The 23,708-nt window shown below is 71.3% G+C and carries 18 protein-coding genes; 5 read left to right on the top strand and 13 right to left on the bottom strand.

Annotated features, from left to right (window positions below):
- Positions 1-102: 102 nt before the first annotated feature.
- Positions 103-2,796 (bottom strand): GH92 family glycosyl hydrolase, encoded by a 2,694-nt coding sequence (locus tag ACFYNU_RS00005; RefSeq protein ID WP_356592755.1) that lies wholly within the window; start codon positions 2,794-2,796, stop codon positions 103-105.
- Positions 2,797-2,938: 142 nt separating this feature from the next.
- On the bottom strand, positions 2,939-4,051 hold the full coding sequence (locus tag ACFYNU_RS00010; protein ID WP_356592757.1) for a PfkB family carbohydrate kinase: 1,113 nt from the start codon (positions 4,049-4,051) through the stop codon (positions 2,939-2,941).
- Positions 4,052-4,241: 190 nt separating this feature from the next.
- Between ACFYNU_RS00010 and ACFYNU_RS00015 the strand changes: the two genes are divergently transcribed.
- Positions 4,242-5,804 carry a HEAT repeat domain-containing protein gene (locus ACFYNU_RS00015; RefSeq protein WP_356592759.1) on the top strand — a complete coding sequence of 521 codons (1,563 nt, stop codon included), beginning with the start codon at positions 4,242-4,244 and terminating at the stop codon, positions 5,802-5,804.
- A gap of 58 nt (positions 5,805-5,862) precedes the next feature.
- Here ACFYNU_RS00015 and ACFYNU_RS00020 read toward each other — a convergent pair whose 3' ends face one another.
- The 6 genes from ACFYNU_RS00020 to hrcA form a co-directional block, all read right to left on the bottom strand.
- The gene (locus ACFYNU_RS00020) at positions 5,863-6,771 is read right to left on the bottom strand and encodes a ribonuclease Z (protein WP_356592761.1); all 909 of its coding nucleotides are present in this window, start codon (positions 6,769-6,771) and stop codon (positions 5,863-5,865) included.
- A 3-nt stretch (positions 6,772-6,774) separates the two neighbouring features.
- Positions 6,775-7,134 (bottom strand): histidine triad nucleotide-binding protein, encoded by a 360-nt coding sequence (locus tag ACFYNU_RS00025; protein WP_356592763.1) that lies wholly within the window; start codon positions 7,132-7,134, stop codon positions 6,775-6,777.
- A gap of 84 nt (positions 7,135-7,218) precedes the next feature.
- Positions 7,219-7,959, bottom strand: a complete 741-nt coding sequence (locus ACFYNU_RS00030; RefSeq protein ID WP_356592765.1) for a 16S rRNA (uracil(1498)-N(3))-methyltransferase — start codon at positions 7,957-7,959, stop codon at positions 7,219-7,221.
- Positions 7,956-9,029, bottom strand: a complete 1,074-nt coding sequence (locus ACFYNU_RS00035; RefSeq protein ID WP_356592767.1) for a nitronate monooxygenase — start codon at positions 9,027-9,029, stop codon at positions 7,956-7,958. Before ACFYNU_RS00035 ends, ACFYNU_RS00030 begins: the two co-directional genes overlap by 4 nt.
- Before the next feature lie 110 nt (positions 9,030-9,139).
- Entirely contained in the window at positions 9,140-10,273 is a 1,134-nt protein-coding gene (gene dnaJ, locus ACFYNU_RS00040; RefSeq protein ID WP_356592769.1) for a molecular chaperone DnaJ, read from the bottom strand.
- Positions 10,274-11,290, bottom strand: coding sequence for a heat-inducible transcriptional repressor HrcA (hrcA, locus tag ACFYNU_RS00045; RefSeq protein WP_356592927.1), 1,017 nt, complete (start codon positions 11,288-11,290; stop codon positions 10,274-10,276). It abuts the gene before it with no gap.
- Positions 11,291-11,455: 165 nt separating this feature from the next.
- Between hrcA and ACFYNU_RS00050 the strand changes: the two genes are divergently transcribed.
- Complete coding sequence (locus ACFYNU_RS00050) at positions 11,456-12,175, top strand: MBL fold metallo-hydrolase (protein ID WP_356592771.1); 720 nt, start codon at positions 11,456-11,458, stop codon at positions 12,173-12,175.
- Between the two features lie 25 nt (positions 12,176-12,200).
- Positions 12,201-13,028 carry a DUF3097 domain-containing protein gene (locus tag ACFYNU_RS00055; protein ID WP_356592773.1) on the top strand — a complete coding sequence of 276 codons (828 nt, stop codon included), beginning with the start codon at positions 12,201-12,203 and terminating at the stop codon, positions 13,026-13,028.
- A 644-nt stretch (positions 13,029-13,672) separates the two neighbouring features.
- Here ACFYNU_RS00055 and hemW read toward each other — a convergent pair.
- Together hemW and ACFYNU_RS00065 are read right to left on the bottom strand one after the other, a co-directional pair.
- Complete coding sequence (hemW, locus tag ACFYNU_RS00060; RefSeq protein ID WP_356592775.1) at positions 13,673-14,905, bottom strand: radical SAM family heme chaperone HemW; 1,233 nt, start codon at positions 14,903-14,905, stop codon at positions 13,673-13,675.
- Positions 14,906-14,935: 30 nt separating this feature from the next.
- Entirely contained in the window at positions 14,936-17,089 is a 2,154-nt protein-coding gene (locus ACFYNU_RS00065) for a SpoIIE family protein phosphatase (RefSeq protein WP_356592777.1), read from the bottom strand.
- Positions 17,090-17,342: 253 nt separating this feature from the next.
- Here ACFYNU_RS00065 and ACFYNU_RS00070 point away from each other — a divergent pair, with 253 nt between their 5' ends.
- The gene (locus ACFYNU_RS00070) at positions 17,343-17,969 is read left to right on the top strand and encodes a response regulator (RefSeq protein ID WP_356592779.1); all 627 of its coding nucleotides are present in this window, start codon (positions 17,343-17,345) and stop codon (positions 17,967-17,969) included.
- A gap of 51 nt (positions 17,970-18,020) precedes the next feature.
- On the opposite strand, the gene ACFYNU_RS00075 is transcribed toward ACFYNU_RS00070, so the two are convergent.
- Both ACFYNU_RS00075 and lepA read right to left on the bottom strand, forming a co-directional pair.
- Positions 18,021-19,910: a long-chain fatty acid--CoA ligase gene (locus ACFYNU_RS00075; protein ID WP_356592781.1), complete on the bottom strand. Its 1,890-nt coding sequence runs from the start codon at positions 19,908-19,910 to the stop codon at positions 18,021-18,023.
- A 238-nt stretch (positions 19,911-20,148) separates the two neighbouring features.
- Positions 20,149-22,014, bottom strand: coding sequence for a translation elongation factor 4 (lepA, locus tag ACFYNU_RS00080; protein WP_356592783.1), 1,866 nt, complete (start codon positions 22,012-22,014; stop codon positions 20,149-20,151).
- A gap of 200 nt (positions 22,015-22,214) precedes the next feature.
- Here lepA and rpsT point away from each other — a divergent pair, with 200 nt between their 5' ends.
- The gene (gene rpsT, locus ACFYNU_RS00085) at positions 22,215-22,481 is read left to right on the top strand and encodes a 30S ribosomal protein S20 (protein WP_356592785.1); all 267 of its coding nucleotides are present in this window, start codon (positions 22,215-22,217) and stop codon (positions 22,479-22,481) included.
- Between the two features lie 188 nt (positions 22,482-22,669).
- Here rpsT and holA read toward each other — a convergent pair whose 3' ends face one another.
- The gene (gene holA / locus ACFYNU_RS00090) at positions 22,670-23,656 is read right to left on the bottom strand and encodes a DNA polymerase III subunit delta (RefSeq protein WP_356592787.1); all 987 of its coding nucleotides are present in this window, start codon (positions 23,654-23,656) and stop codon (positions 22,670-22,672) included.
- Positions 23,657-23,708: the final 52 nt, after the last annotated feature.

The raw sequence follows: 23,708 nt of genomic DNA on the forward strand, positions 1-23,708 counted from the left end.
GGGGGGGGGGGGGGGGGGGGGGGGGGGGGGGGGGGGGGGGGGGGGGGGGGGGGGCCCGGCGGGGGGGGGGGGGGGCCCCCCCCCCCCCCCCCGCCGGGCACCTCAGCGCCGCCTGACCTTCACCACGACCGGGTCGCTGGTGGAGCCGGTCGCCCGCTCGCCATCGGCCGGGACGTACTCGGCCGTGAACGTGCGGTTACCGACCGTGGTGTCGGACTCCAGGGTGTACGTCGCCCTGCCGGACCGCACGGGCGCGGTGGAGAGCTTCTGCCCGCCCGACCGGAAGACCACGGTCCCGGCCGGCCGCGCCTGCGGGTCCAGGGTCACCCGGGCGGTGAGCCTGACCGGGTCGTTGGTGCCGTACCGCTGCGAGTCGTCCGATGCCTTGAGCTTCACCGCGGACGTCGCGGCCGGAATCTCCTGCGCGCCCAGCATGGCGGGCGGCTGGTTCCGCACCCCGCGACCCCACCGGCTGCTGGCGCCGTCGGTGGTGAGCTTGAAGTTCACCGTGCCGGCGGAGAGCAGGTCGTGCTCCGAGATCCAGCTGCGGGCGGTCTTCTCACCGGCGACGGTCAGCGTGTCGATGTACTGGATCGTCGACGCCTTCGCGCCGGGGGCGTTCAGGGTCAGCCGGGTGCCGTCGGGCCGCGTGATCACGGCCTTCGGGAACATCGGCGCGGAGAAGACGTAATTGCCGGAGCCGGGCTGGGCCTCGAAGAAGCCCAGCATCGCGAACGCGGCCATCGCCGAGCTGGCACCGAGGTCGTCGTTGCCGGGAACGCCGTTGTAGGTGTCGGTGTAGAGCGCCCGCTGGGCGCGGGTGACCGCGGACGTCTTCCAGGGGCTGTCCGTCCACGCGTACATCCACGGGGCGTGGAAGTCGGGCTCGTTGTTCGGGTTGAACTCGAAGTGGCCGTTGTAGTCGATGGGCCCTGTCACCCAATGCTTGGACGCGGCAGTCGCGACGTCGTCCTCGATCGCCGGGAAGGTGAAGAATGTGTCGAGCCGCTTCTCGGCCTCGTCGGCGCCGCCCATCAGCGCGAACAGGGCCTCGGGGTGCTGCTGGCCGAGCCACTGGTACTGCCAGGCGGTGCCCTCCTTGAAGCCCTTGCCGTTCACGACGGCGTCCGTCGGTACGAAACTGCCGTCGGCGGCGCGGACGTGCGGGAATCCGGTGTAGCCCTTGGATTCGATGTCCGGATTCCAGATGTGCGCGAATTCGTCGCAGCGCGGCCGGAGTTGGTCCGCCTCCTCGTACTTCTTCAGACCGATCGCCATTGTGCCGAGCGCGCAGTCCGCGAGGGAGTATTCCAGGCCGATCGACGCCGCCTCGTTCGCGCTCAGCTCGGCGGGAATGTAACCCTTCGCCAGATACTGCGGGTTGAATTCACGCGCCTTGATGTTGGTGGCGGGCGGCGGCACTTCGTTGACGTTCTTCCACAGTGCGGCGAACAGCTTCTCGGCGAGTTCGTCGTCGAGCAGACCGCGCGAATAGAGGGTGACCACGAACGGGGTGACGGGGTCACCGCTGGTGGCATTCGTCTCGGCCTGGCCGAGGGACCAGCGCGGTACCCAGCCGCCCTGTTCGTAGATCGCCAGGATCGACCGGGCGATGTCCGTCGCGCGTTTGGGTTCGAGCAGCGCGACCAGCTGGTTCTGGGACCGGTAGGTGTCCCACATGGACAGCATCTGGTAATAGTCGTCGCCCGGTGCGACCTTGTGCTTCTTTCCGTCGAAGCCCTGATAGGTGCCGTCCACGTCCTGTGCGACCGACGGGTGCAGCAGGCTGTGGTACAGCTCGGTGTAGAAGGTCTTCAGGTCGTCGTTCGAGTCGCTGGAGACCCGTACGCTCCGCAGCTGCTTCTGCCACGCCCTGTGGGCGTCGGCGCGCACCGTGTCGAAGGACTTCAGCTTGCTTCCGGACCCGGTGGAGAGTTCGGCGACGCGGTTCTTCTCCGCGCCCTCGACCGAGGTGTAGGAGACGCCGGTGTGGGTGACGACCGGGGCCTTGCCGCCGGGCGCGAAGGAGATCACGGCGCCGCCGGTGGCCGCCGTACGCCCGGCGACCGGGACCTTCTCGCCGCGGTTCCAGGTGGCGACGCCGGCGATCGGCTCGGACAGGGTCATGCTGAAGTGCAGGGTGTAACGGCTGGGCCGGTCGGGCCCGCAGAACGATCCGCTCGTCACGGAGCCCTGGATCTTGTTCCCGACCACCTTCACGTCACTGGCGAACGTCTGGCCCCACACGTCCGTCACATTGACGATCAGTTTGCGGTCCTGGGCACCCTTGTCATAGGTGAACCGGTCCACACCGGTGCGGGTGGTCGACGTCAACTCGGCCCGGATGTTGTTCTTTTCGAGCGTGACTCCGTAGTAACCCGGCTTCGCCACCTCGGTGTCATGACTGAATTTCGACATGTTCGCCGACAGGGAGGTGTCGGTCACATCACCCACGGTCGGCATCACCCGTATCCAACTGCCCGCGGGACAGCCGATACCGGAGAGATGCACCTGACTGAATCCGGTCAGCGTGGTCGCGTCGTAGTTGTAGGCCGCGTTTCCGACATTCGTGTCGGGGCTGTTCTGCACCATGCCGAAAGGCATCGACGCCCCGGGGAATGTCATTCCCGAAGTCGTCGTGCCCACCATCGGATTGACATACACGGTGGGGTCCGAGACCAGAGGCGGTGCGGCACTGGCGACGGGAGCCCCCAGCAGGCCCGCCACCACCGCCGCCGCGACCGTACCCACCGTTGTCCCCACCGCCGTTCGCCAGCGGGTGCCGAATCCAGACATGTTGACCCCTCCCGATTGACAACGTTGTCTTCTCAACACCTCGGATGTTTACAGGTGCTGTGCGGCAAGTCAATAGACCGCGCAGCGGCGACCGACAGTGACGGGAAGGGGGATCGAGAGGGGATCGAGGGGAGATGCGGGGTCAGCCGGAGCGGCCGAAGCCGATCGTCGGTACGGCCCTGCGCAGCGGCCACGGCCGGGTCGGCGCGGGCAACAGCCCCGCCAGGAAGGCGTATCGGCGCAGCGCCGCCGGATCCTGGTCGGAGGACTCCTGGACGTAGTTCCACCACGCGGCGACCTCCGCCCAGCCGGGCGCCGACAGCGATCCGCCGAACTCCTGGACGGACAGGGCCGCCGTGAGTCCGGAGAAGGCGAGCCGGTCGGCGAGCGGCCAGCCGGCCAGGGTGCCGGTGACGAACCCGGCGACGAACACATCGCCCGCGCCCGTCGGATCGAGCGCCTCCACATCGATGGCGGGCACCTCGGCGGTGGCGCCGGTGGCGCTGTCCACCGCGTACGCGCCCTCCGCGCCGAGGGTCACGACCACCAGCGGCACCAGCTCGGCGAGCGCCCGCGCGGCGGCCCTCGGGCACTCGGTACGGGTGTAGCGCATGGCCTCCTCCGCGTTGGGCAGGAACGCCTCGCAGTGCGCCAGGTCGGGCAGGCTCGCCAGGTCCCAGCGGCCGGTGTCGTCCCAGCCCACGTCGGCGAAGACCCGTGCCCCGTGCCGGGCGGCGCGGGCGATCCATCCGTCGCTGCGCCCCGGCGTGAGCGCGGCGACGGCGGCACGCGCGCGCGGCGGGCACTCGGGCAGGGCGCCCTCGGGCGGCGGGGCCTCGTGGCCGTGCGAGACCATCGTGCGCTCGCCCTCGTACGCCATGGAGACGGTGACCGGCGAGTGCCAGCCGGGGACGGTGCGGGAGCCGGACAGGTCGATGCCCTCGCCCTGCTCAAGGGCGTCCCAGCAGTACTCCCCGTAGTGGTCGTCGCCGAAGGCCGCCGCGAGCGACGTACGCAGGCCGAGCCGGGCCAGCGCGGAGGCCATGTTGGCGATGCCGCCCGGGCTGGAACCCATGCCCCTGGCCCAGGATTCGGTGCCGCGCACGGGGGCGCTGGCGAGGCCGGTGAAGATGATGTCCAGGAAGACCGTGCCGGTCAGGTAGACGTCGCAGTCCGGGTCGTCCGGGGAGCGCAGGGCGCCCAGCGGGTCGACATGGGCGATGTGCTCCTGCGGCGTTCCTTCACGTGGGGTCACGGTCGCGCTCCCGGATCGGCTAACGGTCCGGACAGTGTGCCCGATGCCACTGACATTCGACGTCAGGAGCGCGCCAGGCGGTCGGGACAGGTCGGTGCCCCCTCCGGCAGCGCCGGATGCGTGCCGGTGTACGTCGCCGGCGGGGCAACCCCGGCGTCCGCCGCGGGTCTCACACTGAAAGGGGGGCAACATGAGCAACGAACATCAGATCGCCTTTTTCCTGCGGGAGTTGTCGGCCCCGCAGCCGTGGCGGCGGGCGGCGGCGGCCAAGGGGCTCGGCCGTACCGGGAGGGCCGGGAGGGCGGGGCACGCCTCGGCGCTCGTCACGGCGGGCGGAGATCCGGATCCCTCGGTCCGCGCCGCCGCCGCGCTCGGCCTCGGCCGCCTCGGCGCTCCCGCCGGGCACGCCGACGGTGTCGAAACCGGCACGGGCGCCGCGACCGGCACGAGCTTCGGCGCCGACACCGAGACCGACACCCTCGACTTATTGATCCGGCTGATGCGGGACGCCGACCCGCGCGTACGGCGCCGGGCCTCGCTCGCCGCCGACCGGCTCCGGCTGACCGGCCCGGCCGTCACCGAGGCGTTCACGCGCCTGCTGCGGGACGAGGACTGGCATCTGCGGCTCAACGCGCTCCTCGCCCTGAGGCGGCTGGACACGCTCGGCGACATCGAGGCGATGGTCCGGCTCCTGGGCGACCCCGAGCCCATGATCTGGGGGAACGCGCGAATGCTGGTGTGGCCGCGGCTGGCTGACAGCGACGTCGGGGCGGAAGTTCTCCGCTCGGCGCGCCACGGCTCCGGTGCGGCCCGTGCCCGCGCGCTCGACATGCTGCCCGCCCGCGACACGCGGCGGCTGTGGGACTCGCTGGTCGAGGGTCTGCGTGATCCGTCCCCGGAGGTGCGCCGGGCGGTGGTGCGCAGACTGGGCTCCGCCAAGAGACGCGGAACGGCCGATCTGCTGCTGGCACGGCTGGACGACGAACAGGACCCGGATGTCGCGCGGTCGCTCCTCGCGGCCCTGGGGTCGATGGGCGAACACCGCGCCCTGCCCGCGGCACGGCGCTGGATCGACCATCCCGAACTGGGCCCGACCGTCGTGGACGCGCTGGCCGGCATGGGTACGTCGGCCGCCGCCCGGCTGCTGAGATCCGTCCTCACGCGGTGGCCCTGCCACCCCCAACTGCGCGCGGCGGCGGCCGGTGCCGTCGGTGAGCTGGGCGACCGGGGGGACCTCGATCTCCTCCTGCCGCTCCTGCGGGACGAGGACGTACGGGTCCGGGCGGGGGCGTTGAACGGCCTGGCCCATCTGGGCCGGCACCGGCTGCGTCGCCCGGACCGCGACAGGGCGGCGGGGGCGCTGATGGACTGTCTGGTGACCGACCCCCAGGTGAGCTGGCAGGCCGGTCGCGCGCTGGCCCCCTATCCCGAAGTCCTGCCGTCGATAAGGCGGTTGCTGGACGGGCCGTCGGCGGGGGCCGAGGTCCGGGCGGTGGCGCTGTCACTGCTGGACGACCCGGACGCGGCGGACGGGGCGCGCTTCGTGGCGCATCTGGACGACCCGGAGGAGGCCGTCCGCTACCAGGCGGTGGTGCGCCTCGGCGGGTACGTACGGGAGTACGGCGGCCCTCCGGCGGGCGCGGACAGGGCGGTCGAGTCGCTGACCGCGCTCACGTCCGACGCCTCGCGCCGTACCCGCGAGGCGGCGGCCGAGCTGCTCGGCGCGTGGAGACCGGCGACCGCCCGGTCCTGACCGGCGACGGCCCCCGCCGTTCGGGAGAACGGCGGGGGCCCAGGCCGGATCGGCCGGATCAGCCGGAGCGCTTGGGCAGCGGTACGCGGACGAGGTCGGCGGCGACGGTCAGCTCACCGTCGTAACCGGCCGCCCGCGCCTGCCGTTCGAACTCGGCGGGGTCGCTGTAACGCTGCGAGAAGTGCGTCAGCACGAGGTGCCGTACCCCGGCCTCCTTCGCCACCGCGCCCGCCTGACCGGCGGTCAGATGACCGTGGTCGGCGGCCAGTCGGGCGTCCTCGTTGAGGAAGGTCGACTCGATGACCAGCAGGTCGCAGCCGTCGGCCAGCGCGTGCACCCCGTCGCAGAGCCGGGTGTCCATGACGAACGCGAAGCGCTGGCCCCTGCGTTCCTCGCTGACATCGGCGAGCGTCACCCCGCGCAGTTCGCCGTCCCGCTGGAGACGCCCCACGTCGGGCCCCTCGATGCCGTGCGCGGCGAGGCGTTCGGGGAGCATCCGGCGTCCGTCGGGCGCGGTGATCCGGTAGCCGTAGGACTCGACGGGGTGCGAGAGCTTGTGGGCCCGGAGGGTGTACGAGTCGGTCCGGGCGAGCACGCCGTCTGCGTCGACGGGCGCCTCGGTGATCCCGACGGTCTCGCGGTACGCCGTCGCGTACCGCAGCCTCCTGAAGAAGACGTGTCCGCTCGCCGGGTAGTGCGCGGTGACCTCGTGCGGGACGCGGTCCAGATTGATGCGCTGGATCACCCCGGCGAGACCGAGCGAGTGGTCGCCGTGGAAGTGCGTGACGCAGATCCGGTTGATGTCGTACGCGGCGACGCCCGCGCGCACCATCTGACGCTGGGTGCCGTCCCCTGGGTCGAAGAGGATGCCCTCGCCGTCCCAGCGCAGCAGATAGCCGTTGTGGTTGCGGTGCCGGGTGGGCACCTGGCTGGCGGTGCCCAGGACGACGAGTTCCCGTACGGACACGGCCTAGCCGGGGGGCCAGTTGAGGCCGCGTCCACCAAGGACATGGGCGTGCGCGTGGAAGACGGTCTGACCGGCGCCGCTGCCGGTGTTGAAGACGATCCGGTAGCCGCTGCCCACGGTCTTGTCCTCGGCGGCGACCTCGGCGGACTCGCGCAGGATGTCGGCGGCGATCCCCGGCTCGGCGGCGGCGAGGGTGGCCGCGTCCGGGTAGTGGACCTTGGGGATCACCAGCACATGCGTGGGGGCCTGCGGGTTGATGTCCCTGAAGGCCACGGTGGTGTCCGTCTCGCGTACGACGGTGGCGGGCACCTCCCCGGCGACGATCTTGCAGAACAGGCAGTCGGCCTGTCGTTCTCCCGCCATGGTCCGGGTCTCCTCATCGGTCGGCCGGTCGCCCCTGGTCACTTCCGTACGAAGGCATGCTATCCGGCCGCCGAAGCCTCGCGATCAGGACCAGCGGCCGGTACGGCCCAGCAGCAGCGCGCAGGCGGCCGTGCCGGCGGTGGAGGTGCGCAGGACCGTGCGGCCGAGCCGGTACGGCGCGGCCCCGGCCTCCGCGAACAGCGCCAGTTCGTCCGGGGAGACGCCGCCCTCGGGTCCGACGACGAGCACGATGCTTCCGGCGCCGGGGAGTTGGGCGGTGGCCAGCGGCTCGCTGCCCTCCTCGTGCAGGACGGCGGCGAGGTCGGCCGATGCCAGCAGCGCCGCGACCTCTTTGGAGGACGCCGCCTCGGCGACCTCGGGGAAGCGGAGCCTGCGCGACTGCTTGCCCGCCTCGCGGGCGGTGGCGCGCCATTTGGCCAGGGACTTGGCGCCCCGCTCGCCCCTCCACTGCGTGACGCAGCGCGCGGCCTGCCAGGGCACGATCGCGTCGACGCCGGTCTCGGTCATCGTCTCGACGGCCACCTCGCCCCGGTCGCCCTTGGGGAGTGCCTGGACGACGGTGATACGTGGCGCGGCCGGGCCTTCCGTACGTACGCCGGTGACCTCCACGTCCAGCCGGTCCTTGCCGTGGACGGCGGCGACGGTGCCGTGGGCGCCGGTGCCCGCGCCGTCGGTCAGGACGATCTCCTCCCCGACGCGCAGCCTCCTTACGGAGACGGCGTGGCGGCCCTCGGGTCCGTCGAGTGTGACGATGCCCGGCCGCAGTCCGACGGTGGCGTCGACGACGAAGACAGGTGCGGTCATGAGGCGTTTCCCGGGGTCAACGAGGCGCGGGCGGCCTCAAGTTCGTCGGCGAGGACTTCCACGAGCTCTCCGGCGGGCAGGCCGCGGGCCATCCGGTGGCCCTGGCCGGCCCACAGGGCCATGCCCTGGGGGTCGCCGACCTTGGCGGCGGCCCTGCGCAGTCCGGCGGTGAGATGGTGCACCTCCGGGTACGCGGGCGGGGCGTAGGGGCCGTGTTCACGCATGAAGCGGTTGACGAGCCCGCGCGCCGGCCGCCCGGTGAACGCGCGGGTGAGTTCGGTGCGGGTGAACAGCGGGTTGGTCATGGCGTGCTTGTGCAGGGCGTGGGCGCCGGACTCGGGGCAGACGAGGAACGCGGTGCCGAACTGCGCGGCGTCGGCGCCCGCGGCCAGCACGGCGGCGATCTGGGCGCCGCGCATCAGCCCGCCGGTCGCGATGACCGGCAGCCGTACGGAGTCCCGTACCTGCGCGACGAGGGACAGCAGCCCGATGCCCGCCCCGTCGGTGGCGGGATCGTCGCGGTGCGTGCCCTGGTGACCGCCTGCCTCGACGCCCTGCACGCAGACGACGTCGGCGCCCGACCACTGGGCGGTCTGGGCCTCCTCGGGTGTGGTCACCGTCACGATCGTCAGGGTGCCCACGCGGGTGAAGGCGTCCAGGACGGTGGGCGTGGGACAGCCGAAGGTGAACGACACGACCGGGACGGGATCGTCGAGGAGTATGGCGAGCTTGGCCTCGTACCCGTCGTCACGGCCCGCCTCCGGGTCGCCGAGCGGAGTCTCGTACCAGGTCGACTCACCGGCGAGCTGTTCGCGGTAGACCTCCACGGCGGCGCGGTCGTCGTGGTGCGGCTGCGGCATGAACAGATTGATGCCGAACGCCGCGCCGGTGAGCCCCCGGAGCTGTTTGACCTCTTCGTACATCCCGTCGGCGGTCTTGTACCCGGCGGCGAGGAAACCCAGCGCCCCGGCGTCACCGACGGCCGCGACCAACTGCGGGCAGGACGCGCCGCCGGCCATGGGAGCCTGCACGATCGGATACCGGCAGATGTCGGTCAACACGGAGGACATGCACGCATGGTGCCATGTCGCCCCACAGGCGCCGGTGCCGGTTCGCCGTCAGGTGGCGTGGTTGGCGTGCTTCCGGGCCAACCACGCCACCCGAGAACCGGCAACTGGGCCTAGCGGCCGTTGAACGCGTCCTTCAGCCGGGAGAAAAGCCCCTGCTGCCCCGGTTGAAACTGGCCGGTGGGCCGCTCCTCGCCCCTGAGCTTCGCCAGCTCTCGCAGCAACCGCTCCTGCTCCGGGTCGAGTTTCGACGGGGTCATGACCTCGACATGGACGATCAGGTCGCCCCGGCCGCCACCCCGCAGATGCGTGATGCCGCGGCCGTGGAGCGGGATCGACTGGCCCGACTGGGTGCCCGGCCGGACGTCGATGTCCTCGACCCCGTCCAGCGTCTCCAGCGGACACTGTGTGCCCAGGGCGGCGGCGGTCATCGGGATGGTGACCGTGCAGTGCAGATCGTCACCGCGCCGCTGGAACACCGCGTGCGGCGACTCGTGGATCTCGACGTACAGATCGCCCGCCGGACCGCCGCCGGGCCCGACCTCGCCCTCACCGGAGAGCTGGATACGGGTGCCGTTGTCGACGCCCGCCGGGATCTTGACGGTCAGCGTGCGGCGCGACCGGATACGGCCGTCGCCCGCGCACTCGGGGCAGGGGGTCGGCACGACCGTACCGAAGCCCTGGCACTGCGGGCACGGCCGCGAGGTCATGACCTGGCCCAGGAAGGACCGCGTGACCTGCGAGACCTCGCCGCGACCGCGGCACATGTCGCAGGTCTGCGCGGAGGTGCCGGGTGCGGCGCCCTCGCCCGAGCAGGTCGTACAGACGACCGCCGTGTCGACCTGGATGTCCTTCGTCGTACCGAAGGCCGCCTCGTTGAGGTCGATCTCCAGCCGGATCATCGCGTCCTGGCCGCGCCGCGTCCGCGACCTCGGCCCGCGTTGCTGCGACGTCCCGAAGAACGCGTCCATGATGTCGGAGAAGTTGCCGAAGCCACCCGCCCCGAAACCGCCTGCCGCGCCGCCCGCCTGTGACAGCGGGTCGCCGCCGAGGTCGTAGACCTGCTTCTTCTGCGGGTCCGACAGCACCTCGTAGGCGGCGTTGATCTCCTTGAAGCGCTCCTGCGTCTTCGGATCGGGATTGACATCCGGGTGCAGCTCGCGGGCGAGTCTGCGGAATGCCTTCTTGATCTCGTCCTGTGATGCGTCGCGGCGTACGCCGAGTACGGCGTAGTAGTCCGTGGCCACTTACGACTCCGCCAGGATCTGTCCGACGTAACGTGCCACTGCGCGTACCGCTCCCATCGTTCCGGGGTAGTCCATGCGGGTCGGTCCGACCACGCCGAGTTTGGCGACTGCCTCGTCGCCCGAACCGTAGCCGACCGCGACGACGGACGTGGAGTTGAGGCCCTCGTGGGCGTTCTCATGCCCGATTCGTACGGTCATGCCCGAGTCCTCGGCCTCGCCGAGCAGCCTGAGGAGCACGACCTGCTCCTCAAGTGCCTCCAGCACCGGCCGGATCGTCAGGGGGAAGTCGTGCCCGAAGCGCGTCAGATTGGCGGTGCCGCCGATCATCAGCCGTTCCTCGGTCTCCTCGACCAGCGTCTCCAGCAGCGTCGCGAGGACCGTGGTCACCGTGGCCCGGTCCTCCATGTCGAAGGACTCGGGCAACTCCTGCACCAGCAGCGGCACATCGGAGAACCGGCGCCCCACGACCCGGGCGTTGAGCCGGGCCCGCAGATCCGCCAGCGACGTATCGCCGAACGGGACCGGACAGTCGATCATGCGCTGCTCGACCCGGCCGGTGTCGGTGATCAGCACCAGCATCAGCCGCGCGGGAGCCAGCGAGAGCAGTTCCACATGCCGCACCGTCGAGCGGGTCAGCGAGGGGTACTGCACGACCGCGACCTGCCGGGTCAGCTGCGCGAGCAGCCGCACCGTACGGCCCACCACGTCGTCCAGGTCGACGGCGCTGTCGAGAAAGTTCTGGATGGCCCTGCGCTCCGGCGCCGACAGGGGCTTCACGCCCGCCAGTCGGTCCACGAAGAGCCGGTAACCCTTGTCCGTCGGAATACGCCCCGCACTCGTGTGGGGCTGGGCGATGAAGCCCTCGTCCTCCAGGACCGCCATGTCGTTACGGACAGTGGCCGGGGAGACACCGAGCTTGTGCCGCTCGGTCAACGCCTTGGAGCCGACGGGCTCCTCGGTGCCGACATAGTCCTGGACGATGGCGCGCAGCACCTCAAGCCTGCGTTCGCTCAGCATCGCGCACACCTCCAGCTCTGGTTCCTCGGATCCGGCTTGGCACTCGATGCGTAGGAGTGCCAGCATTCCCCGGGCCAGTGTACGGCCGTGAGGTACGCCCCTAGCAAGGCCGACCGGACACGCTACCGCGCGCGGTACCGCCCGCCCCACCGATAGCGTCGCCGTATGAACGTCCGTTGGGAAGAGCACGGCTGGGAACGGATCGCCCCGGGAGTCGGCAGACGGCGGCTGCCTGGCTGGGATGCGACGGTCGGCCTCGTCGTCGGCGAGGAAGCCGTCCTTCTGTACGACACGGGCTCCACGCTCCGTGAGGGCGCGGAGATCCGGGCGCAGGCCCAGGCGCTGAGCGGGCGGCGCGTCAGCCATATCGCGCTCAGTCACCCCCACTTCGACCACGTCCTCGGTACGGCGGCCTTCTCGGGCACGCGGGTCTACGGCGCGGTCGGCCTCCGGGAGCTGCTGCTGCGCGCCCGCGAGAGCCTGCTCACCTCGGCCGTACGGCATGGCGTACCCGCCCCGGAGGCCGCCTCCGCGGTGGACGCGCTTGTCGTGCCGCACCACCCGGTGACCGGCGAGTGGACGCTCGACCTCGGCGGCCGGCAGGTACTTCTCGCCAATGTCGGCCCCGGACACTCCGGGCACGATCTCGCGCTGTTCGTCCCGGGCGACCGCGAGGTCGTCTTCTGCGGCGACCTGGTCGAGGAGTCGGGCGAACCGCAGGCCGGCGACGACGCGATCCCCACGCGCTGGCCGGCCGCGCTGGACCGGCTGCTGGCCCTCGGCGGCGAGGACGCGGTGTACGTTCCCGGCCACGGCGCGGTGGTCGACGCGGCGTTCGTACGGGCCCAGCGCGGGGCGCTGGCCGCGCGTTTCGGCACGGCGTAGCGCGGGGCCCCGTTATCGTCTGCGGATGCGCAGTTACAGCCCCGACCTCACCCCGCCGTGGAAGCGTTCGAAGCCGGTGCCCGAGGTGCCCGCCGAACCGGATCTGGTGGTCGAGGAGGTGTCGACGGGCTTCTGCGGAGCGGTGATCCGCTGCGAGAAGACGGCGCAGGGCCCGACGGTCACGCTGGAGGACCGCTTCGGCAAGCACCGGGTGTTCCCGCTGGTGGAGCGGGGGTTCCTGCTGGAGGGCCGGGTCGTGACCCTGATCCGCCCCACCGCCGCCGGCCCGGTCAGGCCCACCCGTACGGCCTCCGGCTCGGTCGCCGTCCCGGGCGCGCGAGCACGGGTGGCCCGTGCGGGCCGCATCTATGTGGAGGGGCGGCACGACGCGGAGCTGGTCGAACGGGTCTGGGGCGACGACCTCCGTATCGAGGGCGTGGTCGTGGAGTACCTGGAGGGCATCGACGACCTCCCGGCGATCGTCGCCGATTTCGCCCCGGCGCCGGACGCGCGCCTCGGCGTCCTGGTCGACCACCTGGTGCCGGGCTCCAAGGAGTCGCGGCTCGCCGAGCAGGTGACGGGGGCGGACGTACTGATCGTGGGCCACCCGTACATCGACGTGTGGGAGGCGGTGAAGCCGTCGTCGGTGGGCATCCCGGCGTGGCCGACGGTGCCGCGCGGCCAGGACTGGAAGACGGGGGTGTGCCGGGCGCTGGGCTGGCCGGAAAACACCGGTGCGGCGTGGCAGCGGATCCTGTCCTCGGTCCACACGTTCCGCGACCTGGAGCCGTCGCTGCTGGGGCGGGTGGAGGAACTGATCGACTTCGTGACGGAACCGGACGCTGAGCGCTGAGCTGTTTTGGGGTTCGCCCGGGGGTTGGTTGCGGGTTGCGGTTGTCGGTTGACGGTCGGGGTGCGGGGTCTTCGGAGGGGGGTGTCCGGACGGCGTGACTTACGCCGCGTGCAAGGCTCGTTGGACCCGATGAGGCCTCCTTGTTCACGCGACACAAGTCAGCCTGAGTGTCCGGACACCCCCCTCCTGCGACCCCGCCCCCCTCACACCGCCACGACGTCCCCACAAACCCCGGGGAGGGGTGGGCTGAGCCTGGACGTGCGGCCATGACACCCGTCTTGCCGGGGTGGGTTGCCTGCCGGGCAGCGTGTTGCGGGTCCCCGCCCCCCACCCGCGGGTTGGGAGGGGGACGCGCAGGGGTCGTGGTCGGACACTCAGGCTGACTTGTGCCGCGTGGACAAGTTGGGTCGTCGGGTCCAACGAACCGTGCACGCGGCGTAAGTCACGCCGTCCGGCCATGACCCCGGAGCGGCACCCGGACACCGGCCGCAACCCACCCAGCCCGTCCGGCGCCTGAGGACGAACCCACCCACCGGCCTGCGGGTGGACCCGGACACCAGCACAACCCACCCAGCCCGTCCGGCGCCTGAGGACAAACCCGACCCGCAGGCGCGGACCCCGGCGGACCCGGTACACGAACCCCCTCAGTCCACCAGATCCCGCACCACCGCGTCCGCCAGCAACCGCCCCCGCAGCGTCAGCACCGCCCGGCCCTCCCCGTACGGGCCCTCCGACAGCAGCCCCTCCCCCAGTGCCCGCCCGGCGGCGGCCAGGCCCGCAGGGCGCAGCAGGGACAGTTCCACGCCCTCCGACAGCCGCAGCTCCAGCAGGATCCGCTCCACGCGCCGGTCCTCCGCCGTGAGGAGTTCGCGGCCCGCGCCCGGTGAGCGGCCGGACGCGAGCGCCGCCGCGTACGCGCCGGGGTGCTTCACGTTCCACCAGCGGACCCCGCCCACATGGCTGTGCGCGCCCGGCCCCGCGCCCCACCAGTCCGCACCGCGCCAGTACAGCTCGTTGTGCAGGCACCGGCCGGCCGGCGTGGTGGCCCAATTGGAGACCTCGTACCAGGAGAAGCCCGCCGCGGCCAGCGTCTCGTCCGCGATCAGATAGCGGTCGGCGTGCTCGTCGTCGTCCGTCATGGGGACCTCGCCCCGGCGGATACGGCGCGCCAGCCCCGTGCCCTCCTCGACGATCAGCGCGTACGCCGACACATGGTCCGGCCCCGCCCCCACCGCCGCCGCCAGGGACGCGCGCCAGTCGTCGTCGCTCTCGCCGGGCGTGCCGTAGATCAGGTCGAGGTTCACATGGTCGAACCCGGCCGCGCGGGCCTCCGCGACGCACTCCTCGGGCCGCCCCGGGGTATGCGTGCGGTCGAGCACCTTCAGGACGTGCTGCTTCGCGCTCTGCATGCCGAAGGAGATCCGGTTGAAGCCGCCCGCGCGCAGCTCCGCGAGGTACGCGGGGCCGACGGACTCCGGGTTCGCCTCGGTGGTGATCTCGGCGTCGTCGGCGAGGCCGAACTCCTCGCGTACGGCGCCCAGCATCCGTACGAGGTCGGCCGCGGCCAGCAGCGTGGGCGTACCGCCGCCGACGAAGACCGTGCGGACGGGCCTGGTGTCGTCGCCGAGGACCTTGCGGGCGAGCCGGATCTCGTCGGTCAGGGTGTCGGCGTAGTTGTCGCGGGAGGCCAGTACACCGCCCGAGCCGCGCAGCTCCGTCGCGGTGTAGGTGTTGAAGTCGCAGTAGCCGCAGCGGGTGGCGCAGTACGGCACGTGCAGATAGAAGCCGAGCGGCCGGTCCGCCGCGCCCTGGAGGGCGTACGCGGGCAGCGCACCGGACTCGGGCATGGGTTCACCGTCGGGCAGGGCGGAAGGCATGACCCCAGTGTCCCGCACCGCCGGAGGAAGCTACTCCGCGCGCAGCACCAGCAGCGCCAGGTCGTCCGAGGGCGGGCTCGGGTCGTAGTCGTGCACGGCCCGTCTGATCCGCTCGGCGACGCCCTGGGCGTTCAGGCCGGTGCAGCCCGCGAGGATCGCGGCGAGACCGTCGTCGTCGTCGAGGAGCAGCCGGCCGGAGCGGCGCTCGGTGACGCCGTCGGTGACGCACAGGAGGGTGTCCCCGGACTCCAGGTCGAAGCTCAGGCTCTCGTACGCGACGTTCTCGTCGACCCCGAGGAGCAGCTGCGGCTCGGCTGCCACGCGTACCGTCCCGTCCGGTTTCAGGAGCAGCGGCAGCGGGTGGCCCGCGCTCGCCAGGGTGCAGCGGGCGCCGCCGGCGGTGCCGGGGAGCGGGGCCAGTTCGCCGTAGAGGAGGGACAGGAAGCGTGACTGGCCGCCGTCGGCGAGACCGCCGCCCCGGCCGCCGTCGCCGAGGCTCTTCTCCATGTCGCCGATCTCACTGAGGGCGCCCAGGTCGCTGAGGCCGGGGAGCGCGCCGTCGCCGCCCGACAGGTCCTGTCCGCCGGCGACGGCGACCATCAGCGCGGCGGCCTCGGCGGCTTCCATGGCGTCGTCGAGCAGGAGCCGGTTGAGGCGGTCGAGCACTTCGCCGACGCCGTACCCCTCGCGGGCGAGGAGCCGCAGCCAGGGCCGGGCGAGGCCGGTGACGACGGCGGCCTCGGGGCCGCTGCCCTGGACGTCGCCGAGCATGAAGCACCAGCGCCCGCCGGGCGGCGCGGGGAAGACGTCGTAGAAGTCGCCGCCGACCACGCCGTCGTCGGCGGGCTCGTAGACGAGGTGGCTCTCAACTCCGGGGATCCGGGCGACCTGGCTGGGCAGCAGGCTGCGTTGCAGGACCCGGCTGATGGTGACCTGCCGGGTGTAGCGGCGGGCGGCGCCGATGGCGAGGGCGACGCGGCGGGCGAAGTCCTCGATGAGCGCGGTCACTTCGTCGGGCATCCGGGCGAGCCGGCGCCGGCCGAGGACGAGGGTGCCGAGGGGGCGGCCGTTGGCGACGAGCCGGCAGGCGACGGCCGCGCCGTCGTGCGCGCCGGTCTGGCCCGAGCCGGGCCAGGGGACGGGCACAGGAACGTTACGGCCGCCGGTGCCGCCCCCGGCGCCGTCCTGTCCGCGCTGGGTGTCGAGCAGCCGTGGCGGCTCCTTCTCAAGGAGGGCGCGCAGCAGCTCGATGCGGGACTCGTCGGAGTGCCAGACGCGGGCGAGGCGGGGCGCGCCCGTCCGGCCGTGTGCCTCTTCGCCGTCGAGCCAGATCGCGCACCAGTCGGCGAGCCGGGGGACGAGCAGTTGGCCGGCGAGGGCGGCGACCAGGTCCTCGTCGAGCTGTCCGGCCAGCAGGTCGGAGGCTTCGGCGAGGAAGGAGAGGGCGCCGCGGCTGATCCAGTCGGGGTCCTCGCGGGGCATGCCGCGCGGTGCGGCGGCGAGGATCTCGGCGGCGCGCAGGCCACGGCGCAGGGCGGGTTCGCCGACGACGCCGTTGACCGCCATGGCTCCGTCGGCGGCGTTGCCGGCCGGGACCTCGGCGGTCGGTCCGTCGAGCGGGAGACGTGCCCAGACGGTCTTGAGGCCGGTGCGGTAGGTGATGCCCCAGCGTTCCGCGAGGGCGGCGATGAGCTGGAGGCCCCGGCCGTACTCGGGGGAGCCGTCGGTCGCGGGGCCGTGGGCGTCGCTGCGTACGGAGCGGGCGGGGTGGTGGTCGGACACCTCGACGACGAGTGCGGCGGGCTCCTGGTCGGAGGGGGTGAGGGCCGGTCCCGCGGACGGGTCGTCGGATCTGACGGCTTCCGGGTCACCGGTGGCCGGTTCGAGGCGGCAGAGCAGTTCGACGTTGGTGCCCGCGTGGACGACGGCGTTGGTGACCAGCTCGTCGACGATCAGCACCGCGTCGTCGGCGAGCCCGTCGGAGCTGTGCCGGCCCGGCGGGCAGGCCTCGTCGCCCTGGCAGAGGGCGCAGGTGGTGAGCAGTCCGAGGCTGGTCCACTCGGCGAGCGCCGCGCGTACGAACCGGCGCGCGGCGGACGGGGCGAGCGGGTTCCCCGGCAGGCTGGTGCGAGCCGTGCGTCGCTCGTCGTTGCGGAACGTCCGGCTCCGTGCCGGAGGCGGCACTTCCGGATCATTCGGATTCCGACGGTCCCCTATAGGCCCCACGTGCGGCTCCTGGTCGTTTCTCTCGTTGCGCCGCTTACGACCCCGACAGAGTGACAGACTGAGCGTGCCCATAAGCGTCGAGTCATCGAACTGGGTGAAGAAGTGGGCGAAGAACGGAGCTCAGAGGCCCCTCCCCGGTCGCCGCACCCCCGACACACTACGCACCCGGATCCCCCCAGCCCGGCCCTCACGTACTCGGACACCACCGACGATGAGCACCCAGATACCCACCGACCCACCCGCTGACACCCCGGTCACCGACCGCGCGGGAATCCTTCTCGTCGACGACATGGAGGAGAATCTTCTCGCGCTCGAAGCGGTGCTCGCCTCGCTCAACGTCCCGCTGGTGCGGGCCCGTTCGGGCGAGGAGGCGATACGGGCGCTGCGCCGCGAGCGGTTCGCGCTGGTCCTGCTGGACGTACGGATGCCGGGCATGGACGGCTTCGACACGGCCGCCGGCATCAAGCGGCTGGATCAGGCGAAGGACGTCCCGATCATCTTTCTCACGGGGAACGACCCGGACAGCGGTTTCACGTTCCGCGGTTACGCGACGGGCGCCGCCGACTTCATCCCGAAGCCGTTCGACCCGTGGGTGCTGCGCGCCAAGGTGACGGTCTTCCTCGAACTGCACCGTAAGAACCGCCAGTTGGAGGCCCTGCTGGCGCAGGACCACGTACAGCTCGCCGAGATGGCCCGGCGGCTCTCCGCGATCGAGGCCCTGCTCGGCGAGGACCGGGGCGAGGGCGACGACGCCGGAACCGCGCAGATGCGGGCACATGTGACCGGGCTCGACAACATACTGCGGGAATTACGACACGGGCGGAGCCCTCAGCCGTAGTTCCCGGCCGCCGGCTCCGCCCGCGTACTCCGTCACGACGCGTAGATGTGTCTACGCCTCCCGCGCGCCCTCGTACATCTCGTCCAGCAGATGCTTGTACTCGCGCTCCACGACCGGCCGCTTGAGCTTCAGACTGGGCGTCAGCTCACCGTGCTCGATGTCCAGGTCGCGCGGCAGCAGCCGGAACTTCCTGATCGTCTGCCAGCGCTGGAGGCCCGCGTTCAGCTCGTTCACATAGCCCTCCATCAGCTCCCGTGTGCGCGGTGACGCGACGACGTCCGCGTACGAGGCGCCCTCCATGCCGTTCTCGGCGGCCCAGCCGAGCAGCGCCGGCTCGTCCAGCGCGATGAGCGCGGTGCAGAAGTTCCGGTCGGCGCCGTGCACGAGGATGTTGGAGACGTACGGGCACACGGCCTTGAACTGGCCCTCGACCTCGGCCGGCGCGATGTACTTGCCGCCGGACGTCTTGATCAGGTCCTTCTTGCGGTCGGTGATCCGCAGATAGCCGTCGACCGACAGCTCGCCGATGTCGCCGGTGTGGAACCAGCCGTCGGATTCGAGGACTTCGGCGGTCTTCTCGGGCAGCCCGTGGTAGCCGTCCATGATGCCGGGACCGCGCAGCATGATCTCGCCGTCGTCGGCGATCCGGACCTCGCAGCCGGGCAGCGGCTTGCCGACGGTGCCGGTGCGGTACGCCTCGCCGGGGTTGACGAAGCTGGCGGCGCTGGACTCGGTGAGGCCGTAGCCCTCCAGGATGTGGATGCCGGCGCCGGCGAAGAAGAAGCCGATCTCGGGGGCGAGGGCGGCGGATCCGGAGATCGCGGCGCGCAGCCGGCCGCCGAACGCCTCGCGGAGCTTGGCGTAGACGAGCTTGTCGGCGACGGTGTGCTTGGCGGAGAGGGCGAAGGGCACCGAAGCGGTGCCGGTGTGGCGGAAGTTGTCCTGGCTGACCTTGGCGTACTCGCGTGCGACGGCCGCGGCCCACTGGAAGATCTTGTACTTCGCGGCGCCGCCGGCCCGTGCCTTGGCCGCGACCCCGTTGTAGACCTTCTCGAAGATGCGCGGCACCGCCGCCATGTAGGTCGGGCGCACCACCGGCAGATTCTCGATGATCTTGTCGACACGGCCGTCGACGGCGGTGACATGCCCGATCTCGATGTGACCGGACGTCAGCACCTTGCCGAAGACGTGTGCCAGCGGCAGCCAGAGGTACTGGATGTCGTCCTTGGTGAGGAGCCCGGTGCCCGCGATGGCCTTCGCCATGTACGACCAGTTGTCGTGCGGCAGCCGTACGCCCTTGGGGCGGCCGGTGGTGCCGGAGGTGTAGATGAGGGTCGCGAGCTGGTCGGACGTGATCTCGCCGACCCGCTCCTTGACGGCCTCGGGGTGCTCCTGGAGGTACTTCGTCCCGCGCTCCTCCAGCTCCGCGAGGGAGAGCACCCAGCCGTCCGGGTCGCCCTCGGCGGGCTTCGCGTCCGCCGCGTCGATCACCACGACATGGGCGAGGTTCGGCAGCTCGGCGCGGCGCTCGCGCGCCTTGGCGAGCTGTTCGCCGTCCTCGGCGATCAGGACGCGGCTCTCGGAGTCGGCGAGGATGTACGCGCACTCCTCGGCGTTCGTCGAGGGGTAGACGGTCGTGGTCGCGGCGCCCGCGCACATCACACCGAGGTCGCAGAGGATCCACTCGACGCGGGTGGCGGCGGCGAGCGCGACGCGCTCCTCGGGCCGTACGCCGAGCGACATGAGGCCGGCGGCCACCGCGTACACCCGGACCGCGGCCTGGCCCCAGCTGAGGGACTTCCAGTCGTCGGGGCCCTGACCTGTGGCGGGAGGAACGGGATAGCGGTACGCCTCCGCGTCCGGCGTGGCCGCCACGCGCTCAATGAAGAGGGCCGCCACCGACGGCGGCCGGTTCTCGATCAAGGTCTTTGTGTCGCTCACGACGTCCTCCGGGCCCCGCAAAGCTTGCGCGACTGGTTTGTTGTTTAACTGGTGAGTAACCATCGAGCAGTGATCAGAGTAGAGCGCACCCGCCCGGTGCGTAAGGGGACGCGGGCAGCCGCTTCATAACGAACCGGACCCGTGAACGACGGTCGGGCCCGCGCCTCAAGCGCACGGACCCGAACCGTTCCTACTCGCGAGTCATCCGCCCGCTACTTCCCCGTGCCACACGGTCGTGTCATTTCTTCTTGCCCGACGACTCGTCGCTGGAGAGCACCGCGATGAACGCCTCCTGCGGCACCTCCACGCTGCCGACCATCTTCATCCGCTTCTTGCCCTCCTTCTGCTTCTCCAGCAGCTTGCGCTTCCGGGAGATGTCACCGCCGTAGCACTTGGCGAGGACGTCCTTACGGATGGCGCGGATCGTCTCGCGGGCGATGACCCGCGATCCGATGGCCGCCTGGATGGGCACCTCGAAGGCCTGGCGCGGGATGAGTTCCCTGAGCTTGGCGACGAGCCGTACACCGTACGCGTACGCCTGGTCCCGGTGCGTGATGGCGGAGAAGGCGTCGACCTTGTCGCCGTGCAGCAGGATGTCGACCTTGACGAGCTGGGCGCTCTGCTCGCCGGTGGGCTCGTAGTCCAGGGACGCGTAGCCGCGGGTCTTGGACTTCAGCTGGTCGAAGAAGTCGAAGACGATCTCGGCGAGCGGGAGGGTGTAGCGGATCTCGACCCGGTCGGCGGAGAGGTAGTCCATGCCGAGGAGCGTGCCGCGGCGGGTCTGGCACAGCTCCATGATGGAGCCGATGAACTCGCTGGGCGCGAGGATCGTGGCCCGTACGACCGGCTCGTGCACCGAGTCGATCTTCCCCTCGGGGAACTCGCTCGGGTTGGTGACGGTGTGCTCCTTGCCGTCCTCCATCTCCACCCGGTAGACCACGTTCGGCGCGGTCGCGATCAGGTCGAGGTTGAACTCGCGCTCCAGCCGCTCCCGGATCACATCGAGGTGCAGCAGGCCGAGGAAGCCGACGCGGAAGCCGAAGCCGAGGGCCGCGGAGGTCTCCGGCTCGTAGACCAGGGCCGCGTCGTTGAGCTGGAGCTTGTCGAGGGCGTCGCGCAGCTCGGGGTAGTCGGAGCCGTCCAGCGGATAGAGGCCGGAGAACACCATCGGCTTGGGGTCCTTGTAGCCGCCCAGCGCCTCGGTCGCGCCCTTGTTGAGGGACGTGATCGTGTCACCGACCTTGGACTGCCGGACGTCCTTCACACCGGTGATGATGTAGCCCACCTCGCCGACCCCGAGACCGTCGGCCGGGGTCATCTCGGGCGAGGAGACACCGATCTCCAGCAGCTCGTGGGTGGCGCCGGTCGACATCATCCGGATGCGCTCGCGCTTGTTGAGCTGGCCGTCGATGACACGGACATAGGTGACGACACCCCGGTAGGAGTCGTACACCGAGTCGAAGATCATGGCGCGCGCCGGGGCGTCGGCGACGCCCACCGGCGGCGGCACGTCCTTGACCACCCGGTCGAGCAGGACATCGACGCCGACACCGGTCTTCGCGGAGACCTTGAGGACGTCCTCGGGCTGGCAGCCGATCAGGTTCGCCAGCTCCTCGGAGAACTTCTCGGGCTGCGCGGCCGGCAGGTCGATCTTGTTGAGCACCGGGACGATGGTGAGGTCGTTCTCCATCGCCAGATAGAGGTTGGCGAGGGTCTGCGCCTCGATGCCCTGGGCGGCGTCCACCAGCAGGACCGTGCCCTCGCAGGCGGCGAGCGAGCGGGACACCTCGTAGGTGAAGTCCACGTGGCCCGGTGTGTCGATCATGTTCAGGACATGGGTGGTGCCCTGGTCAGGACCCTCGTTGGGGGCCCATGGCAGCCGGACCGCCTGGGACTTGATCGTGATACCGCGCTCGCGCTCGATGTCCATCCGGTCGAGATACTGGGCGCGCATCTGCCGCTGGTCGACCACCCCGGTCAGCTGGAGCATCCGGTCGGCGAGTGTCGACTTGCCGTGGTCGATGTGCGCGATGATGCAGAAGTTACGGAGCAGTGCCGGGTCCGTACGGCTCGGCTCGGGCACGTTGGTAGGGGTCGCGGGCACGCAGGGTCCTGATTCTTGAGACGCGCGGCGTCTCGTCTCGGGTCACATCGGATCGATACGTAGGCTCCATCGTCCCACGGGTACGGGGCTGCGCCCGGTTTGGGCCGGTCGGACAGTGGCTGGTAGCGTGGGCGGCTGTGTCTGCTGTCGTCTCGGCGTGGACGCTCATTCAAAGATCATCGAACCTGAAAAGGCATTTCGTGGCGAACATCAAGTCCCAGATCAAGCGGAACAAGACCAACGAGAAGGCGCGCCTGCGCAACAAGGCCGTCAAGTCGTCGCTCAAGACCGCGATCCGCAAGGCCCGCGAGGCTGTCGTCGCCGGTGACGTCGAGAAGGCCAACGTGGCCGTCCGTGAGGCGTCGCGCAAGCTCGACAAGGCCGCCTCGAAGGGTGTCATCCACAAGAACGCCGCCGCCAACAAGAAGTCGGCGCTGGCGTCCAAGGTTGCCGCCCTCCAGGCCTGAGCGAATTCTCGCTCACTCTTGATTCGAACCGCCGGAACGGACTCAGCGGGCCCTCTCTACCGCTCCTGACCGGTGTCTTACGGATCCGCGCACGACTGCGTTCGCCACGCGGGTGCGGGTCCAACCAGGTTTGACGACGAAGGCCCCGGTACTCACCGGGGCCTTCGGCATTCCCTGCCAGGTCGGGCTCAGCGGCCGGCGCGCGCCGCGCGGGCGATCGAGACGACCGCCTTCTCCAGCGCGTACTCGGGGTCCGCGCCGCCGCCCTTGACGCCTTCGTCGGCCTCCGCGACCGCGCGCAGCGCCGTCGCCACACCGTCCGGGGTCCAGCCCCGCATCTGCTGCCGGACCCGGTCGATCTTCCACGGCGGCATGCCCAGCTCACGGGCCAGATCGGCGGGCCGGCCGCCCCGCGCCGACGACAGCTTGCCGATGGCCCGTACGCCCTGCGCGAGGGCGCTGGTGATCAGTACGGGCGCGACGCCCGTCGACAGCGACCAGCGCAGCGCTTCGAGCGCGTCGGCGGCGCGGCCCTCCACGGCCCGGTCGGCGACGGTGAAACTGGAGGCCTCGGCGCGGCCCGTGTAGTAGCGGGCGACGACGGCGTCGTCGATCGTCCCCTCGACATCGGCGGCGAGCTGCGACACCGCGCTCGCCAGCTCCCGCAGATCGCTGCCGATCGAGTCGACCAGCGCCTGGCACGCCTCGGGGGTGGCCGAGCGGCCCAGCGTCCGGAACTCCGACCGTACGAAGGTGAGCCGCTCGGCCGGCTTGGTCGTCTTCGCGCAGACGACCTCACGGGCGCCGGCCTTGCGGGCGGCGTCCAGCAGGGCCTTGCCCTTGGGTCCGCCCGCGTGCAGCAGCACGAGGGTGATCTCCTCGGCCGGCGCGTCGAGATACGCCTTGACGTCCTTGATCGTGTCCGCGGCGAGGTCGTGCGCGTTCCGTACGACGACGACCTTGCGCTCGGCGAACAGCGACGGGCTCGTCAGCTCGGCGAGGGTGCCCGGCTGGAGCTGGTCGGAGGAGAGGTCGCGCACGTCCGTGTCCGGGTCGGCGGCGCGGGCCGCCGCCACGACCTGCTGGACGGCGCGGTCCAGCAGCAGGTCCTCCTGGCCCACGGCGAGCGTGAGAGGGGCGAGCGGATCGTCGGGGGAAGTCTTCCTGGTGGCCATCGCCGTCCAGCATCGCACGGCCCACCGACACCGCTCCGCGTGCCCGCACGCG

This window comes from Streptomyces sp. NPDC006643 (assembly GCF_042870175.1).
Lineage (GTDB): Bacteria > Actinomycetota > Actinomycetes > Streptomycetales > Streptomycetaceae > Streptomyces.